We start from the raw sequence: 17,970 nt of genomic DNA, 5'->3' as shown, positions 1-17,970 counted from the left end.
CTAAATATCCGCAAAATCCGTATCGTCGATCGTATCCAGCCGGATCTGATTCGCGAACAGCGAGAACGCAAGCATTCCACCCAGTCCATTCGCCCGCGCCACCCAACTGGGCAACCAGCGCGGGGGCACCAGCACGCCGGATTCAAACATGGGCGCGAGCCGCTGCACGTCCCCCAGTGTCATCTTGCCGGCGAACAGCCAGCGGCACAGGCACAGTTGCTGCCGGCGCAGGGCCCAGCGGAAGAACGTGTGCACGCCGATCAGGCCGCGCAGGTAGACGGTGTCCTTGGTGAAGGCGTGGCCACCGGTGGTCGGCACGCCGCGGAACACGCGCTGGGCGGAGGCGAATCCCTCGTGCGGACTCTGGCCGGCGTCCAGGAACAGCCGGAATACCTCGATGAAATCCGCGCCGTCCAGGGCGCAGGCGATGGCCTCGATGCGCAGGCTCAGGCGCTTCATGCGCGCGATGTCGATGTTGCCGGTGATCTGTTCGGCGAAGGTCGCCATGCCTTCCTGGGTCGCGGTCGCGCGCGGCGACGCCAGCGCGAGGCTGCCCAGCACCGGTTGCTCGCGGCCGTTGAGGGCGCTGAGCGAGTGGACGAAGGCTTCGTGCTGCAGCAGTTGCTGGCGGTCGTAGTCGGTGAAGGCGGCGCTGGTGCGCAGGCGGATCCGGGTCGCGCCGGCCGCGGCCTTGGCGATCAGGTCCGGGTCGAGCACCACCTCGATCAACCGCTCGTTGAAGTAGTCGTCCAGATCGCGCTGCAGCTGCAGTTGCAGGGCGGTGGCGGAAATCTCCACCTGCTCGGCGGGGGAGGCCAGCTCATGGTCGAACTGGTCGGCGATCGCGATGAAGTGCTGCGCCGCCACGCGGGCGCTGGGGCCGTTGCCGGGCAGCGGGCCGTCCACGCTGCCGTAGAGCTGTTGCGATAGGTCACTGACCGCGGCCGTGCCCAGGGCTTCGCACAGGCGGGCAGCGGTATCCCAGCTGGCGGTCGCGTCGATCAGGTATTGGCCGAGCGGGTGGCTGGCGTCCGCTTCGCGCGCAATCGCGGCCAACTCGGCGCGCGCCTCGCGGAAGTCGTGTTGCGGGTAGTCCACATGCGGCAGCCGGGTCACGCCGCGGGCATGGTCGGCGAGGAAGCTCGCGCCGTGCTTGGCCGGCCAACTGGCCAGCGTCAGCACCTTGATCCCGCGTGCGGCCTGCACCATGCGCACATCCAGCGCGGCGTGATGGACGATGTCGGGCTCAGTCCTCGCCGTAGTCATCGTCGATCCGCGGTCGTTGCCGCGACGGTTTTCCGGGTGCTTTCTCCACCGGCTTGCGCGTCGGGCGGGCGGACGCGGGTGGCGCAGCGGTTCCATTGGTTGTCGCGGCGGCATGCTGGGTCTGCCGCTCGGCCAGCTTGTCGGCGGCGCCGGCGACTTCGTCCTGCAACTTCACGTAGTTGGCGAAGCGGCGCGGGTCCAGCTTGCCGTCCTCGATCGCAGCGCGGATCGCGCAGCCCGGCTCGCTGGCGTGGCGGCAGTCGCGGAACCGGCAGTTCGCCCCCAACGCATCGATGTCGCTGAAGTTCTCGGCCACGTCCTCCTCGCCGGTCGGCTTGAGCTCGCGCATGCCGGGGGTATCGATCAGGCAGGCGCCACTTTCCAGCGGGATCAGCGCGCGATGGGTGGTGGTGTGGCGGCCGCGCTCGTCGCTCTCGCGCACCGCGCCGGTCTTCATGCGTTCGCTGCCGACCAGGGTGTTGGTCAGGGTCGATTTGCCGGCGCCGGAACTGCCCACCAGCACGGCGGTCGTGCCCGGCCGCAGCCACGGGTTGAGGCTGGCGACGCTGTCGGGGTCGAGCGCGTTGACCGCGCGCACAGGTACGTCCTGCGCGGCCAGGTCGATCAGCGCCTCCAGAGAGCCGGGCACGTCATCGGCCTGGTCGAGCTTGGTCAGCACCACCACGGGGACGGCGCCGCTGCCGCTGATCAGCAGCAGGTAGCGCTCGATCCGGCGCGGGTTGAAGTCCGAGTCCAGCCCGCACACCACAAACACCGTGTCCACGTTGGCGGCGATCAACTGCTGTTTGTAGTGCTCGCCGGCGGCGCCACGCTTGATCGCGGTGCGCCGGGGCAGCAGGGCGACGATCTGGTCCTTGGTGACGATCGCATCCTCGGGCGCGGGCTCCACCAGCACCCAGTCGCCGACGCCGGCGCGCTGCTCGGTCGGGGTAGCTCCCTTTTTGTAGCTGGGCGCGCGCTGCCAGTGCGGCGGCGATTCGACGGCGACGCCTTCCTCAGGCCCAACCGCAACCACGTAACCCGTGCGGTGCTGTTCCACCACCCGCGCGGGGTATGCGGTGGGGAAATCCTCCAGCATTTCGCGCCACGCTGCGACGGCGGGCCGGCCGTGCTCGTCCAAAGGCCAACCGATCGCCTGCAGGGCGTGGTTATCGTTCATGCAAGAGGCGGGCACCGTTCCATGCCGCGATTCTACATAGCGAAGGGGCGAATCCGGCATGCACGCGGCTGTCCGCTGGCGGCGAATCGGCTACGCTGGCGGCCCCTACGTCGCTGTTCCCCATCAGAATGTCGTCAAACCGCCTGCAGACCCGTGCCCGCCTGTCCGAAGTGCGCTACGAGATCCGGGGCGAGCTCGCCCGCCGTGCGCGCGACCTGGAAAGCCAGGGCCGGACGCTGATCAAGCTCAATATCGGCAACCCCGGAGCGTTTGGATTCCGCGCGCCCGAGCACCTGCAGCGCGCGATCACCGAAGGCATTTCGGGCACAGATCCCTACACCCACCAGCAGGGCCTTCCCGCCGCGCGCGAGGCGATCGCCGCGTTCCATCGCGACCGTGGCACCGACGTGACCGCGGACCAGGTGTTCATCGGCAACGGCGTCAGCGAGCTGATCGACCTGTCGCTGCGCGCGCTGCTCAATCCCGGGGACGAGGTGCTGCTGCCGTCGCCGGACTACCCGTTGTGGTCGGCCTCGACCATCCTCAACGACGGCCGTCCGGTGTATTACACCTGCGCGCCGGAAAACGCGTTCATGCCCGATCCGGCCGGGATCGAGGCGCTGATCACCCCGCGCACCCGCGCGATCGTGCTGATCAATCCCAACAATCCGACCGGCGCGACCTACCCGCGCGCACTGCTGGAGCAGATTGTCGACATCGCCGCCCGCCATGGGCTGCTGCTGATGTGCGACGAGATCTACGACTCGATACTGTACGACGGCGCGACCTTCCAGCCGCTGGCGCCGCTGGCCGGCGACGTGCCGTGTCTGTCGTTTGGCGGGCTGTCCAAGGTCCACCGTGCCTGCGGATGGCGGGTCGGCTGGGCGGTGCTTTCCGGCGATCCTGCCCGCACCGGCGACTTCCACCACGCGATGGACCTGCTGGGTGCGCTGCGCCTGTGTTCCAACGTCCCCGGCCAGCTGGCGATCCATGCCGCGCTGCATGGGGCGGACACCATATCGGCGCTGTGCGCGCCCGGCGGTCGCCTGCACGCCGCGCGCCAGGCCGTGATCGAGGGTGTCGCCGCCAGCGCGCACATGCAACTGGTGGCGCCCGGCGGCTCGATGTTCGCGTTCCCGGCGGTCGTCGGCGCGGCGGCCGTGGGTTTCGACGACCACGCCTTCGCGCTGGAGCTGCTGGAAACCGAAGACGTGCTGGTCGTGCCCGGTTCCAGCTTCAACGTGGTGTACCGCAACCATTTCCGCATCACCCTGTTGCCGGAAGCGGCGCAGTTGGCCGAGGTGTTCCGGCGCATTGAGCGCGTGCTGGACCGGTCCGCCGAGCGCGGTCGCGCGGTGCAGGCCGAGGCGGTTGCCGAGCCTGCGTCGCGAGTCGCGGTGGCCTGAATGTCGGCGCGCACGGCCGACGCGCTCCGCTGGCTCGCCCTCGGCGACAGCTACACCATCGGTGAGGGCGTGGCGGAGGACGGGCGCTGGCCGGCGTTGCTGGCCGGGCTTCTGGCTGCTGACGGGTTCCCCGTCGGCCCGCCGCGGATCATCGCCACCACCGGCTGGACCACCGACGAGCTGTCCACCGCGATGGATCTCGCCGAGCCGCTCGGGCGCTGGGAGCTCGTCTCGCTGCTGATCGGGGTCAACAACCAGTATCGCGGACGCAGCGTCGCCGACTACCGCGGCGAGTTCCAGGCACTGCTCAAACGTGCGATCGCATTGGCCGGAGATCGCCCCGACCGGGTGCTGGTGTTGTCGATTCCGGATTGGGGCGTGACCGCCTTCGCCACCGCCCAGGGCCGCGACGCGACGCAGATCGCCGACGAGATCGACCAGTACAACGCCGCGGCGGCGGACTTGTGCGCCCGCCACGGTGTCGCCTTTGTCGATATCACGCCGCTCAGCCGGGAGCGCGGCGGCGATGTGGCCATGCTGGTCGATGACGGCCTGCATCCGTCGCAGGCGATGTACGCGCTGTGGGCCGAGGCGGCCTTCCCGGTGGTCGCGCAAATGCTGGGTGCGAGACCGGATGCAAACCGGGAAGTCGTGCCCGATGCGGAAACCGGCGGGATCACCCCGCGCTGATGGCCGTCACTGGCGCGCCCCTCTCGGCTGACCAGGCGCGCGCGATCGCGGGTGCATTCGCCCCGGAACGTGGCTTCCGCCAGCACTGGGACTACCACTACAGCCTGGCCAAGCTGCGCAGCGACCCGTTGTATCCGGGTGTCTGCGCGGCACTGCGCGGCAGCACGCAGCCGTTGCTGGACCTGGGGTGCGGGCTGGGCCTGCTCGCCCATGCGCTGCGCGCGGACAGCATCGCGCTGGCGTACCGCGGCGTGGACAACGACGCCGGCAAGATCCTCGGCGCAACCCGGGCCGCGGGTCGGCGGAGCCTCGACAACGTGACTTTCGAATGTCTGGACCTGGCCGCCGCACTTCCCCGCCACCGGGGCAGCGTGGCCATCCTGGATGTCCTGCAGTTCCTTTCGCCTGACGCCCAGCAGCGGACCCTGGATGCCGCCCTCGCCATGCTCGTCCCCGGCGCGCGGCTGGTGATCCGTACGGGACTGGATGACGGCAGCCGGCGCGCCCGCATTACCCGCGGCGTGGACGTGTTTTCCCGTGCGATCGGCTGGATGAATGCCGGGCCGCGCTCCTATCCGGATCCAGACGAGCTGCGCCTACGCTTCGACGCCGCGGGGCTGACCTCCAGTTTCACCCCGCTGTACGGCAACACGCCGTTCAACAACTGGCTGGTGGTCGCCACCGCTCCGGGCGACGAAGCCGCGTAGCTGCGGTCGTTCAGCCAGCGCGCGTCCCAGAACGGGTAATCGCCGACGCGCGTCACGAGACCGGCGCGCACCGGGGTCATGACCAGGCGGCGCGCGGCGACCAGTTCGTCGTTCACGCGCGCGGCGTCAAAGTCGCATGCCCACAACCCGGCCAGGCCGGGATGGCGTGCGGCCAGCACCCGCTCGCTGCGCAGCTTCAGCCGCCTGATGCAGGCACCAAGATCATCAAAGCCGCCGAGCGCCACCAGCCCGTGCCAATGGTCGGGCATCAACACCCAGGCGATCAGCTGCGAGCGTTGCCACTGCGCCGGTGCCGCCATGACCCGGCACGCTTCCGCCGACAATGCCCAGTCGCCGAAATGCGGCTGGTGCCCGGCCGTCGCGATCGTGACCCGGTGCAGCCGCGCCGCGCGCCCGATCCGGCGCTGCGGCGCGGGCTCGCTTTCGAACGAAGCAGCAGGAATCGTGGCCATGCGAGCCAGCCTGCCGCCCACGCCGGATTGCGCGAATCAGGAGAAGCACCATCGCGGGGTCGGTAATGAACACCTGCGCACCTGGTCACGCCGGCGGCCAGGCCCCAACAGCCGCGGCTTGCCCTCGCGCGTTAGAATCACCGGCATAGATCCCACCTGATGATGAGGCGTGGCCACGGGGCCGCGAGGCGCATGACCCATACCTATGAAAGCCCGCTCAACGAGATGATGCAGAACGACCCGGATCCGACCGAAACCCGCGAGTGGGTGGAGTCGGTCGAGGCGGTCATCCAGCGCGATGGTCCCGAGCGCGCGCACCAGCTGCTTGAGCGCATGGTCGAGGTCTCGCGGCGTGCCGGTACCCACCTGCCGTTCGAGCCGACCACCGAGTACATCAACACCATCCCCACCCAGCTGGAGGCCAAGAGCCCCGGCGACCACGCGCTGGAGTGGAAGATCCGCTCGATCATCCGCTGGAACGCGATGGCGATGGTGGTGCGCGCCAACCGCAAGCCGGGCGACCTGGGCGGCCATATCGCCACCTTCGGTTCGTCGGCGACGCTGTACGACGTCGGCTTCAACCATTTCTGGCGTGCGCCGTCGGAGGATCATCCGGGCGACCTGCTGTTCATCCAGGGGCACGGCTCGCCGGGTATCTACGCGCGCTCGTTCCTGGAAGGCCGCTTCACCGAAGACCAGCTCGACAACTTCCGCATGGAAGTTGACGGCCGCGGCATCAGTTCCTACCCGCATCCCTGGTTGATGCCGGACTACTGGCAGACGCCGACCGTGTCGATGGGCCTGGGCCCGATCAGCGCGATCTACCAGGCACGCAACTTCAAGTACCTGGAAGGCCGCGGGCTGATGCCCAAGACCGACCGCAAGGTCTGGTGCTTCCTGGGCGACGGCGAGACCGACGAGCCCGAATCCCTGGGCGCGATCTCGGTCGCCGGCCGCGAGGGCCTGGACAACCTGGTGTTCGTGGTCAACTGCAACCTGCAGCGCCTGGACGGGCCGGTGCGCGGCAACGGCAAGATCATCCAGGAACTGGAAGGCCAGTTCCGCGGCGCCGGCTGGAACGTGATCAAGAACATCTGGGGCAGCTACTGGGATCCGCTCCTGGCCCGCGACACCTCCGGCAAGCTGCGCCAGCTGATGATGGAGACCGTCGACGGCGAGTACCAGAACTGCAAGGCGTTCGGTGGCGCCTACACGCGCGAGAACTTCTTCGGAAAATACCCGGAGACCGCGCAACTGGTCGCCAACCTCAGCGACGAGGACATCTGGCGGCTGAACCGCGGCGGTCACGACCCGCACAAGGTCTACGCCAGCTATCACGAGGCGGTGAACACCAAGGGCATGCCGACGGTGATCCTGGCCAAGACGGTCAAGGGTTACGGCATGGGCGTGGCGGGCGAGTCGCTGAACCCGGCGCATGGCACCAAGAAGATGGACGACGATGACGTGCGCGCTTTCCGCGACCGCTTCAACATCCCCATCAGCGACGCCCAGCTCAAGGACGGCAAGGTGCCGTTCTACCACCCGGGCAAGGACTCTCCGGAAATCGAGTACATGCTGGAGCGTCGCAAGGCTCTCGGCGGCTTCCTGCCGCAGCGCCGGCGCAAGGCCAGCCAGGAGCTGGAAGTACCGCCGCTGGCCAACTTCGAGCGCCTGCTCAAGTCCACCGGCGAGCGCGAGATCAGCACCACCATGGCCTTCGTGCAGATGCTCAACATCGCCCTGCGCGACAAGCTCACCGGCCCGCGGCTGGTGCCGATCGTGGCCGACGAGGCGCGCACCTTCGGCATGGAAGGGCTGTTCCGCCAGATCGGCATCTACGCCCCGTTCGGGCAGAAGTACAAGCCGGTCGACCGCGACCAGCTGATGTACTACCGCGAGGACACCGCCGGGCAGGTGCTGCAGGAAGGCATCACCGAGGCCGGCGCGTTCGCCTCCTGGCTGGCGTGCGCGACCAGCTACAGCACCAACGACTTCGCGTTGATGCCGTTCTACATCTACTACTCGATGTTCGGTTTCCAGCGCGTCGGCGATGCCGCCTGGCAGGCCGGCGACATGCGCGCGCGCGGCTTCCTGCTGGGCGCCACCGCGGGCCGCACCACGCTCAACGGCGAAGGCCTGCAGCACGAGGACGGCCACAGCATGGTCCAGGCCGGCCTGATCCCGAACTGCCGCAGCTACGATCCGACCTTCAGCTACGAAGTGGTCACCATCATCCAGCACGGCATGCAGCGCATGCTGGCCGAGCAGCGCGACGAGTACTTCTACGTCACCCTGATGAACGAGAACTACGCCCACCCCGACATGCCCGAGGGCAGCGCGGAGGGAATCATCAAGGGCATGTACCTGTTCAAGGATGCCGGCAAAGCCAAGAACGGTGAGCTGCGCGTCCAGCTGATGGGCAGTGGCACCATCCTGCGCGAGGTTATCGCTGCGGCCGAACTGCTGGAGAAGGATTTCGGTGTCACTGCCGACATCTGGTCGTGCCCCAGCTTCAACGAGCTGGCACGCGACGGCGCCGACGTGGAACGCTACAACCGCTTCCACCCGGAGGCCAAGAAGCCGCGCAAGGCACACATCACCTCGTTGCTGGAAGGTCGCGCCGGCCCGGCCATCGTTGCCACCGACTACATCCGCGCCTACGCCGAGCAGGTCCGCGCCTACGTGCCGATGACTTACAGCGTGCTGGGCACCGATGGCTTCGGCCGCAGCGACACCCGCGCCAACCTGCGTCGCCACTTCGAGGTCGACCGCTACTACGTCGCCCACGCCGCCATTGCCGCCCTGGCGGAGGACGGCAAGATGACCGCGAAGGATGTGGCGCGGGCCATCAAGACCTACAAGATCGATGTGGAGAAACCGAACCCGTTGGGGGCTTGAGGCGGGTCACAAGTAAGAGAAAAAGGCGGCCAGTGGTCGCCTTTTTCTTTGGCGGTTGAGGGGGGCTATCGCCCCAAAGCCAGGGCGCACTTGTCCGCCAGCCCCCGCCGGCTGGCGGACATTCGCCTCAAGCCGCGACACCAGCACCCATCGGGCTCCGATCGCAACCACGCCTAAGCATGGTCCACTTTGGCATGGGTCACTCACTGGCGCAGCGTGTCCATAGACGCTGGATGACTAGTGCTGGATCGCGGGAACCAATGCCAGGGACGAACTGCTGGATTCGCCCATGTGTCGCAGTTCTTTGTGCATGGAGCTCCCGGCGCCGCTTCGATGTAGATCCAGCCATCAGGCACTCGGCAACTCGTGGGTGGCGGCTCCCTACGGCTTCCAGCTCCAAGCACAGATTGCGCATGACTTGGTGTCGGACATCTGTGGCCACCAGCGGCTGGTTGGAGGGCCCGTTCAATTCCCCGACTTGCCAAAGTCCGTTCTCATCTGCAGCCACCGTCCCGGTGGCACGACTCCCGGAGTTCCGGCCCCGGAGTGAAAAGACAAGAATCAACCGCGCTTCCACCTCATCAAGCAGGTGGCCGGCGCAGTTGTTCATGTCATTGCCTTCGGCGACCAGTGCCGGAAGCGTGGCCAAGTGCTGGACATGGACGTCGCCACGAATGACGCCCATTGAATCGTCGAGTAGGGGACAGGGGCAGGTGCGCTCCACCTGCTCATCGGCCGCGAAAAACCGGGAGCCAGCTTCATTCAGTGGAACCGAGAAGTGATGCCATGCGTCGACACGACGAACCAGGGAGGATAGACCGCAGCCCGAGTACAGCGCGATCGCCACCCTGGACGCAACGACGTGTCGCTGCCAGTCGCCATCCACGCAGGTGTTTTGCGCGCAGTGGATTTTGATGACGTCGGTGAGCCACTCCCAATATCGGCGGATCTGCCCTCGACGCAAAAGCGTGCCTAACGTGCACAGGTCTTCCATGTCCTCAACCCATGGATGGTGGCGCAAGGTGTCGCTGGCCAACGACAGCAGCCAACCCTCAAGCAAGGAATCCTCCCTCCTCAGCGCATTAAGAAGATATACGACGCATGGCACCCGATGGAGTGGCGGCGCTTGAACGTGTGGGCCGACGGACAGCCACGCGTGCCCAAACAACTCCAAAGGGTGCTGGGAGAGGTATCGGCCGTCACCGTAATTGAAGCTGGCGTAACTGCGCCGTACCGCGCTCATCCCCGGTTTGCTGTTGCCAAGTGCGAAGCGGATGTGGAGACGCCTCAACCGTCGAACCACCCAGTAGGGATACCCAGACCACGCCTTGGAGGCCGCAAAATCAATACGTGTCATAAGATAAATCTGGCTCTTCCGCTGGGAAGTTGCGCTCTTTTTATCAACGCCGGCTATTGGCATCCTAGGACTGACGGAGGGGGGCGGACCGTAAATATAGTGACCTCGATTTCGTCGCCGCGATGCGCGGTCAGCGAAAATATAAGTTCCCCAATGTGCGCTGATGGTTCGATCTTCGAGGCCACCCAATCCACGGTGGACATGGACGCCAAGTCCACGGGTACCGAAACATGCACGGAGGTGAAGTCATCCCGGGTGGTTGCCGCGAGCGGCCCCGTGACTTCCCGGTCGAATTGAGAGAGTACCGACTCCAGGTTTCCGCCGGTCTTGCGCATCACCGTGATGCATGCCGCCCTGCGCTGCAATCCGACGCGGAAGTCCTGGTAGTCCAACGAGATCAGTCCGGGAAAACTGCACGGAATCAACACCGCTGCGGCGAAGGCATCGAGTGCCGTTCGCATTGACCCCGGCCATTGCCAGGCCGCATCGATGGGGTCTACCTCTGTTTGGGTGTCCTGACCAGCATTGACGATGATCGAAACGCCTTCTCCGGCGTAGCCGCCAGCGTTGACCTGGAGGACGAATGCGGTAGCTGGTGTAGCTCGTTCCACCCATTGAACTCCTCCGCCATAAGCGGGAAGGTCACGAAGCCCATCCCATTCTGCGCCGATCAGTGCTACCTCGAGTGGATGGGGGCATCCTATTGGACGTTCGGGTGGGCCAATCGATGTGAATGCCATGTCAGGAGCTCCGGCCAACATGGGCGTTTTGCCAAGCGATGTCGAAAGCTTTTGCGAGGTGATTGTTTCCGAGTCCGGGTACATATCGTCGAATGTTTCCGGGTAGCAGCGCGCGACGAACCTGCTCCTCTGTCCGATATTGTGCAGCGCGATCATGTAAGGCAGCTGGGTCGGGTTCCGTCGGTGACTCTTCGGCCACATCCGCGACGGGTATCGCCTGGATGAGAGTCAAACGATGGCTGAGACCATCAAGACCCTCCTCGCGATAGAGCCAAGCGAGTGCCGCAATTGACCTGTTGATCGCCTGATGCCCGACGCCACCGTTGTTATTCCGTATCAGGAGCGAAACGCGCGTCCAATACAGGAAAAACAGGTGGCGACTCGGCTGGGATTCGAGGAATCCCGTCTGCGGGGTGTTTCGCCAACCGTGTCTTGCGACATGGGCTGCACACAGAGCCACCATCCAATCGCGAAGCACATGGCTCGCCTTCAGCTGCCGCGCGGCCGCCAAAATGCATTCAAGACGGTCAACCGGTGGAGCGGGAAGGCTTTGGCCTGCAAGCAGTAGCGACTCTCCCAGCCAATGCAGGTCGGATGCGCGTGCGGCGCTCTTTGGGAGTGAGGCCATAGTCTGGTACCTACCGGCATTCGAATGGGCCCCGAGGGCGCCGGCGTACGCGTGAGCCAGATCATCCAGCCGGTCGTCCAGCCACTGTGGGAAGCAAGCGGTCTCCATAAACGGCATCATCCCAGTCAGCTGCGACCCATCTGGTCGCAGCTTGTCGCCCGCTTGGATCTTTAACCCATCAATGCGCATGAAAGCTGATTCCACGAAAACTCTCCAACGCCTTCTGGCCATGCTCCAAATGATCCCTCGCGCGCCTCGTCGTGCCGATGCCGCCCAGCTGCGTGCCCGACTTTCTGACCACGGGTTTGAGGTGACGGCGAGAACGGTCCAGCGAGACTTGCAAGCATTGTCGGGTCGCTTCCCCATCCAGATCGACGATCGTGAAAAGCCCTTTGGATGGAGTTGGGACCCTAACGCGCGACCAGCGTTGATGCCCGGACTTTCTCCCGCGCAGGCGGTCGCGATACTACTGGCGCGCACGCATCTTCATGGGCTGCTGCCGCGGGTTCTCACCGAGGAACTGGGGACGATAGAGGAATTGGCGCGCGAGACTCTCGATCGAAGCGGTTGGTCGCACTGGCACCAGCAAACTGCCGTCGTCCCTACCCATCTGAGACTTGAGCTCCCACGAGTGGCCCCGAAGATTCTTGAAGGGGTGCAGAAAGTTCTTGTGAGCAAACGCCGCGCACAACTGGACTACCGGTCAAAATGGGCGCAGGAGAATCGCGAGTTCATCGTCTCCCCGCTTGGCCTGCTGAGTCGTGGGGGGCTGCTCTACCTTGTCGCCGTGGTGGAGGGTTACGAAGATCCGCGTCAGTTCGCCTTGCACCGGATCAGTGGGGTGGCTGCGTTGCTTGGCGAAGCCGCGAAGCCAGAAGGGTTCGACTTCCATCGCTATGCCCGTAGACAGGGCAGCGTCTTCCTGTCCCGCGGCAAGGTCAGACTGGTACTGCGAATCGATGGCCCCGCAGCTACGCATCTTGGAGAACAGAAGCTATCGCCGGATCAGGTCGTCGTGCGCTTGGACGGAACCCATCAAGTTGAGGTGAGTGCAACGGTGGAAGACGACGAAACGTTGCGTTGGTGGCTGCTCTCGTTCGGGAGTCAGCTGGAAGTCGTGCACCCCAGCGTGCTCCGGGATTGGCTAAAGAACGAAATGATGGAAGCCCTAAGGAGGTATCGATGATTGCTTCAGCTCTGGATGCTCAGTACACACCCATGATTCCGAATAAAATACCGGAGGTGGGGGGAAGCCAGTGGAAATACTGGCTGTCCACGGACCCCGTCCTCAAGTCGCCGCTTTCCCACGGTCGATGTAGTTATGCCGACTGGCTCAGGGGAACGACGCCCCTGCATCAAAAAGGCGTCTATATCTGGCTGTATCCACTGTCCCCTGAAATATACCGGTTCGTGCATGTTGGAATCGCAGAGAAGGGTGCCAGTACGCTGGCTGAGCGCACGAAGGCACACATTCGAAATGCGCGGCATATCGACAGGATCTATGAGGTCAACCCCGACGTGAACCCGCCATACGGCAGCTTGGGTAAGGAGCTGAGGGAAGGCCTCCGCTTCGATGAGTTGAGCGGAGAAGTGAGAGCGGTGCTGCAGGCTTCCATTGAGAAGTTGCGGATTCTCTATCTCCTGCCGGTGTCTCCAGCGCCGGCGCCAATCCGCAGGATGGAGGCCGTGCTGGCATCGACGGCAGCTCGCATGCTGGGTCACCAGGCCGATCAATGGCAGGTTACAAATTCGATGGACAAGATCCGAGACTCTGAACTTTCGGGCGATCATATGAACCAAGTATGGGGTTGGCTCAATACAATCGTTCCTATGCTGCCGAAGGGGGGTCCGTTGCGCTGGTGACACCTTGGTGCGAGGGAGGGAAGGTGAGGGAGTCGGTCCCCGAGTGGTTCCGATCGTCGCCGACGAGGCCGGCACCTTCGGTATGGAGGGCCTGTTCCGCCAGATCGGCATCTACGCCCCGTTCGGGCAGAAGTACAAGCCGGTCGACCGCGACCAGTTGATGTACTACCGCGAGGACACCGCCGGGCAGGTGCTGCAGGAAGGCATCACCGAGGCCGGCGCGTTCGCGTCATGGCTGGCGTGCGCGACCAGCTACAGCACCAACGACTTCGCGTTGATGCCGTTCTACATCTACTACTCGATGTTCGGTTTCCAGCGCGTCGGCGATGCCGCGTCGCGCGGGCCATCAAGACCTACAAGATCGATGCGGAGAAGCCGAACCCGCTGGGGGCTTGAGGCGCGTCATGCAATAAGGAAAAGGCGGCCGCTGGTCGCCTTTTTCGTTCGCTGCCGCTCGTATGGCCGGCAGGGCATAGCGCTGGCTTTGCGGGTCCGCCCTCAGGCATCTGCTGCACTCAAGGCGAACTGGCACCCTCATCCGGCATCGCCGCCAGTTGCTTGAGGACGTCGGTGAAGGTCTCCACGCCCTGCGCACCGCTGACCAGGTGGCGCTGGTTGAAGATCACCGCAGGCACGCCGCGGATGCCCTGGGCGGTCCAATATTGCTCGGCCTTGCGTACGTCGGCGGCAAACCGCTGGTCGGCGAGCACGGCCAGCGCCTCGTCGCGATCCAGCCCGATTTCCGCCGCGACATCCGCCAGCACGGCGTCGTCGGACAGGTTTCGGCCGTCAGTGAAGTGGGCGGTAAAGAACGCCATCTCCAGATCGTGCTTGCGGCCTTGCTGATCGGCCCAGTGCATGAGCTGGTGCACGTTGAAGGTGTTGTGCATGCGCATGTCGTCGGTGTAGCGGAACTCGAAGCCAAGCTCCGCACCTGCCCTGGTCATGGCCTCGCGGTTGGCGCTCGACTGCTCGGTGGTGGAACCGTATTTCTCGGCCAGATGCTCGCGCATGTTCTGACCCTCGGCGGGCATCTCCGGATTCAGCTCGAACGGGTGCCAGCGGATCTCATGCGGGGTGTTGGTGGCCTCCAACGCCTCGGCCAGCTGCTTGTAGCCGATGACGCACCAGGGGCACATCACGTCGGAGACGATGTCGATCTGAAGTTTTTTTGGTTGGAGGGTCATGGTGTTTCCCTTGGGTTGAAGTGGGCGTGCCGCGCGAACGCAGCGCTAAGGGCAGGACGCGCTCGCGACCGGGACTACGGGGCAAGCGTAACGCTGGCGGTTGAAAGCCTCCGGCAAGGGGAGGCGGCGGCCGCGGGTGGGGCATCAGTAGAATGGCCCCTCCGCCCGCTCCCGACGCTCGCCGCCATGCCCTTCAACCTTGCCGCCCGCTCTCTGGTTTTCGCGATTTGCCTGGCTGCGGCCTCGCCAGCCGTTGCGCGGGAAGCCACGACGCCGACCATCGGCGAGCAACGCGAAGCGGTGCTGTTCTGGCCGCAGGCCCAGCGCGAAGCCGAGTTCCGCGACATGGGTGCGCGCTTCCCCAGCGACCGCGCGCAGGCCGGCCCGCATGTGCGCGAGTTGCCGGAGGGTGAAGCGCTGAGCCTGGCCGACGCGGGCAAGGGCCCTTGGCTGGACGGCTACATGGCCGAACACCACATCGCCGGCGTGATGGTCCTGCACAAAGGCCGCGTCCGCATGCAGCAGTACGCGCTCGACTTCGGCCCGACGCAGCGCTGGGAGTCGTTCTCGGTCGCCAAATCGGTGACCTCGGTCCTGCTCGGCATCGCGCTGCAGCAGGGCCAGATCGCCAGCCTGGACGACACCCTCGTCACCTATATCCCCGAACTCGCCGACAGCGCCTACGCCGACGTCACCGTGCAGCAGCTTTTGACGATGACGTCCGGGGTGAAGTGGAACGAGGACTACGCCGATGACCAGTCGGACGTGGCCCAGATGTATCGCGGCGCCTGCGTCGATGGGAAGGCCCACGTGCTGTCCTATCTGGCGCGCCTGCCGCGGCAATGGCCGGCCGGCAGCCACTGGAACTACAACACCGCCGAGACCGACCTGCTCGGGATCGTGGTCGAGCGCGCGACGCGTCGTTCGCTGGCGAGCTACCTGTCGGACACGATCTGGAAGCCCTACGGCATGGCTGCCGATGCGTTCTGGATCCGCGACGAGTGCGACGGCAGCAACACCGGCGGCAGCGGCCTGTCGGCAACGCTGGGCGACTACGCACGGCTGGGCCAGTTCATGCTCGAGGGCGGCCGCATCGATGGCGAGCCGGTGATCGCCGAGGCCTGGCTGCGCGGGGGAACCCGCGAGCAGGCCAGCACCGACGCGCCCGAGCGCGGCTACGGCTATCTGTGGTGGACTGATACCGACGGCAGCTACGCGGCGGTCGGCATCTTCGGCCAGATGGTGTACGTCGATCCGGCGCGCGAGCTGGTCATCGCACAGGTGGCGGCGTGGCCGAAGGCGACGTCCAACGAGCTGGTCGCCGCGCGGCGCGAGCTGGTCGAGCGAGTGAAGCGGGCCATCGACGCGGAATAAGCAGCGGGCGACGGTCGATGAGGCGGATCAGGGTGCGTCGATCTCGTAACCCAGCGCGCGCAGCCGGGCCACGTAGCCGTCCGGTGCCATCAGGTCTTCCAGAGGCAGCACGGCAAAGGTGGTCGCATTTGTTGCCAGCGACGCTTCGGCCATCCGCAGCCATTCGTCGCGGATGCTGGCGCGGATGTCGGGGATGCCCCACTTGCGCGAAAACTCCGCGTTGGAGAACACATCCGCGCAGGTGTTATTGCGCCGACCCAACTGGTCGAAGCTGATCTGCTTGAGGTCTCCGGTTGCCCATCCGTTGGCGTTGGTGATCATTCGGGGCAGCAACCGGTCGATCGCATCCAGGGTCGCTTCCAGGCAGGCCGAATCGTTGAGCGACATCCTGCGGACATCCTTGATCGCCGCCGCCGGGTCGTCGATTTTCACGGTGACCTTCGGAATGGATTCCTTGATGGACTGGGCCTGGATCACCGCGCGGATGGGGGGGTTGACGATTTTCGCTGGGCCGAGGCCTGCCTCACGAATGGCGGCGGTGAATAGCTCCTGCGCCGCCACCATCGGACGCTTCCGTTCGATCCCGCGGTCGCGCGGCAGGTAGCGCTGCTTCGCGGCAGTCCAGCGCGCATAGAGCTCCGGGGAAAGCACGTCCGCCAACTTCGCGCCGTCCGGATTCTTTTCCGCCTTCAGCATCCCGTAACCCAGAGAGAGCTTGCGGAAAAAGCCGACGTCGGCGTCGACCACGAAGTGCGGTCGCCACAACACTTCCTGCGACTGGCCGACCAGGTCGACCACCGAGTCGGCATTCCAGGTCAGGGTTCTACCCCGATTCTGCGGACACTTTCACTAAGATCCATACTGGATCAGAGGAGTGTCCATGTCCAAGCGCAAGCGTTACAGCCCTGAGTACAAGCACGAGCTCGTCGAGCTGGTCCGGCGGTCGAATTCGAGCTGCCGAAAGATCGCCCTGGAGGTCGGGGTCGGCCCGGCCCTGCTGACCCGCTGGGTGCGGGAGGCCGATGCCGGAGGAACCAAAGCCTTTCCTGGCGGTGGAACCCCGCGCGACGAGGAGCTCGCCCGCCTCAAGCGCGAGCTGACGCGGGTGACCAAGGAGCGTGATTTTTTAAAAGACGCGGCGGCGTACTTCGCGAAGCAGTCACCGAACGGTACGCGGTGATTGAGTACTGCCGCAGCGACTATCCCGTCGGGATGATGTGCCGTTGCCTTGAAGTGTCGACCAGCGGCTTCTACGCCTGGTCCGGGCGCAAGCCCGGACCGCGGGCGCAGGACAATGCGCGTTTGCTGGTGCGTATCCGGGAGATGCATGAGGACAGCAGAGGCGTTCTCGGCGCGCCGCGCATGCACGAAGACCTGGGCGACGAGGGCGAAAGCGCCAGCCTCAACCGGGTGGCGCGACTGATGGCGGTGAACGGGCTTCAGGGCTGGCCGCAGCGCAAGAAGCGTCGCTTTGGCCAGAAGCCGGGCAGTCGACCGGTTGGGGTCGAGAATCTGCTGGAACGCGATTTCGACGCCGTCGAGCCGGAGACCAAGTGGGTGACGGACATCACCGAGATCGTGACGATCGAGGGCAAGCTGTTCTTGTGCGTCGTGCTGGACCTGTACTGCAAACGGGTGATGGGCTGGTCGATGCACCATCGCCAGGACCGGCACATGGTCGTGCGGGCCGTGCAGATGGCGGTGTGGCAGCGGGAAGGCGAGAACGAAGTGATCCTGCATTCGGATCGCGGCGGGCAGTTCATCAGCGGCACGTACCAGAAGTTTCTGGGCGGCAACGCCCTGGTCTGCAGCATGAGCGCGGTCGGCCATTGCGGCGACAACGCGGCGTGCGAAGGATTCTTTGGGGTGCTCAAGCGGGAGCGCGTGCACCGCACCCACTACCGGACCCGGGACGAGGCGCGGGCGGATCTGTTCGACTACTTCGAGCGGTTCCACAACCCGCGAATGCGCCGTAGAGTTGCCCGGCGTGATCGGGAGTTTCAGGCCTTAATCAAACCGTCCGTGGAAACGGGGTAGAACCCGACTTCGATAGTGACTGCACAGGCAGGCTGCGATCTCGGCTGTGCCACCTCGGTAGGTGCGCAGCTCAACCAGCGATGTGCGTGCGAAGTGGTTGACGTTTCGCGGCGATGCCGGCCAGCCGGCCGGCAGGCGCCGCGCCCAAGGAGTCGGGTCCGGCG

Annotated in this window: 14 protein-coding genes and 2 pseudogenes; 9 read left to right on the top strand and 7 right to left on the bottom strand. The window is 65.4% G+C overall.

All coding sequences use genetic code 11. The features are described from left to right. Together INQ42_RS11250 and rsgA are read right to left on the bottom strand one after the other, a co-directional pair. Complete coding sequence (locus INQ42_RS11250; RefSeq protein ID WP_194034349.1) at positions 1-1,266, bottom strand: flavohemoglobin expression-modulating QEGLA motif protein; 1,266 nt, start codon at positions 1,264-1,266, stop codon at positions 1-3. Beyond that, the gene (gene rsgA / locus INQ42_RS11245; RefSeq protein WP_194034348.1) at positions 1,247-2,446 is read right to left on the bottom strand and encodes a ribosome small subunit-dependent GTPase A; all 1,200 of its coding nucleotides are present in this window, start codon (positions 2,444-2,446) and stop codon (positions 1,247-1,249) included. The genes INQ42_RS11250 and rsgA overlap by 20 nt, the downstream gene beginning before the upstream one ends. 128 nt (positions 2,447-2,574) lie before the next feature. Here rsgA and INQ42_RS11240 point away from each other — a divergent pair, with 128 nt between their 5' ends. Genes INQ42_RS11240 through INQ42_RS11230 form a run of 3 tightly spaced genes read left to right on the top strand, consistent with a single transcriptional unit; the run spans position 2,575 to position 5,249 of the window. Then, positions 2,575-3,852 carry an aminotransferase class I/II-fold pyridoxal phosphate-dependent enzyme gene (locus INQ42_RS11240; RefSeq protein WP_194034347.1) on the top strand — a complete coding sequence of 426 codons (1,278 nt, stop codon included), beginning with the start codon at positions 2,575-2,577 and terminating at the stop codon, positions 3,850-3,852. Then, positions 3,853-4,542, top strand: coding sequence for an SGNH/GDSL hydrolase family protein (locus INQ42_RS11235; protein ID WP_194034346.1), 690 nt, complete (start codon positions 3,853-3,855; stop codon positions 4,540-4,542). Continuing rightward, positions 4,542-5,249 carry a class I SAM-dependent methyltransferase gene (locus INQ42_RS11230; protein ID WP_194034345.1) on the top strand — a complete coding sequence of 236 codons (708 nt, stop codon included), beginning with the start codon at positions 4,542-4,544 and terminating at the stop codon, positions 5,247-5,249. Before INQ42_RS11235 ends, INQ42_RS11230 begins: the two co-directional genes overlap by 1 nt. Before the next feature lie 179 nt (positions 5,250-5,428). Here INQ42_RS11230 and INQ42_RS13065 read toward each other — a convergent pair. After that, a pseudogene (locus tag INQ42_RS13065) lies at positions 5,429-5,569 on the bottom strand (REP-associated tyrosine transposase); the annotation flags it as partial. 345 nt (positions 5,570-5,914) lie between these two features. Here INQ42_RS13065 and aceE (INQ42_RS11225) point away from each other — a divergent pair. Beyond that, entirely contained in the window at positions 5,915-8,620 is a 2,706-nt protein-coding gene (gene aceE, locus INQ42_RS11225; protein WP_194034344.1) for a pyruvate dehydrogenase (acetyl-transferring), homodimeric type, read from the top strand. 199 nt (positions 8,621-8,819) lie between these two features. Here the strand turns inward: aceE (INQ42_RS11225) and INQ42_RS11220 are convergent, their stop codons facing one another. Both INQ42_RS11220 and INQ42_RS11215 read right to left on the bottom strand, forming a co-directional pair. Next, positions 8,820-9,680, bottom strand: a complete 861-nt coding sequence (locus tag INQ42_RS11220; RefSeq protein WP_194034343.1) for a hypothetical protein — start codon at positions 9,678-9,680, stop codon at positions 8,820-8,822. Positions 9,681-10,030: 350 nt separating this feature from the next. Beyond that, the gene (locus INQ42_RS11215) at positions 10,031-10,873 is read right to left on the bottom strand and encodes a hypothetical protein (RefSeq protein ID WP_194034342.1); all 843 of its coding nucleotides are present in this window, start codon (positions 10,871-10,873) and stop codon (positions 10,031-10,033) included. Between the two features lie 659 nt (positions 10,874-11,532). On the opposite strand from INQ42_RS11215, the gene INQ42_RS11210 reads away from it, so the two are divergent. The 3 genes and pseudogenes from INQ42_RS11210 to aceE (INQ42_RS11200) form a co-directional block, all read left to right on the top strand. Further along, positions 11,533-12,531, top strand: coding sequence for a helix-turn-helix transcriptional regulator (locus INQ42_RS11210; RefSeq protein WP_194034341.1), 999 nt, complete (start codon positions 11,533-11,535; stop codon positions 12,529-12,531). Further along, complete coding sequence (locus INQ42_RS11205) at positions 12,528-13,208, top strand: hypothetical protein (protein WP_194034340.1); 681 nt, start codon at positions 12,528-12,530, stop codon at positions 13,206-13,208. The genes INQ42_RS11210 and INQ42_RS11205 overlap by 4 nt, the downstream gene beginning before the upstream one ends. Before the next feature lie 31 nt (positions 13,209-13,239). After that, positions 13,240-13,569 (top strand): annotated as a pseudogene (gene aceE / locus INQ42_RS11200) (pyruvate dehydrogenase (acetyl-transferring), homodimeric type); the annotation flags it as partial. A gap of 154 nt (positions 13,570-13,723) precedes the next feature. On the opposite strand, the gene INQ42_RS11195 reads toward aceE (INQ42_RS11200), so the two are convergent. Next, positions 13,724-14,395 (bottom strand): DsbA family oxidoreductase, encoded by a 672-nt coding sequence (locus tag INQ42_RS11195; RefSeq protein WP_194034339.1) that lies wholly within the window; start codon positions 14,393-14,395, stop codon positions 13,724-13,726. A 186-nt stretch (positions 14,396-14,581) separates the two neighbouring features. Between INQ42_RS11195 and INQ42_RS11190 the strand changes: the two genes are divergently transcribed. Continuing rightward, positions 14,582-15,769 (top strand): serine hydrolase domain-containing protein, encoded by a 1,188-nt coding sequence (locus INQ42_RS11190; RefSeq protein ID WP_194034338.1) that lies wholly within the window; start codon positions 14,582-14,584, stop codon positions 15,767-15,769. 27 nt (positions 15,770-15,796) lie between these two features. Here the strand turns inward: INQ42_RS11190 and INQ42_RS11185 are convergent, their stop codons facing one another. Beyond that, a complete protein-coding gene (locus INQ42_RS11185) occupies positions 15,797-16,567 on the bottom strand; it encodes a TraB/GumN family protein (RefSeq protein WP_194034337.1) in 771 nt (256 codons plus the stop codon). 82 nt (positions 16,568-16,649) lie between these two features. Between INQ42_RS11185 and INQ42_RS11180 the strand changes: the two genes are divergently transcribed. Beyond that, positions 16,650-17,806, top strand: a protein-coding gene (locus INQ42_RS11180) for an IS3 family transposase (protein WP_194034336.1) whose coding sequence is annotated in 2 segments (ribosomal slippage) — positions 16,650-16,899 and positions 16,899-17,806 — 1,158 coding nt in all. Because the reading frame shifts where the segments join, the coding sequence is not laid out codon by codon here. Positions 17,807-17,970: the final 164 nt, after the last annotated feature.

This window comes from Lysobacter avium, assembly GCF_015209745.1.
GTDB classification, from domain to species: Bacteria; Pseudomonadota; Gammaproteobacteria; order Xanthomonadales; family Xanthomonadaceae; genus Novilysobacter; species Novilysobacter avium.
The sequence above is the reverse complement of the archived record's forward strand: the minus strand, read 5'-3'. Positions and strand labels throughout refer to the sequence as shown.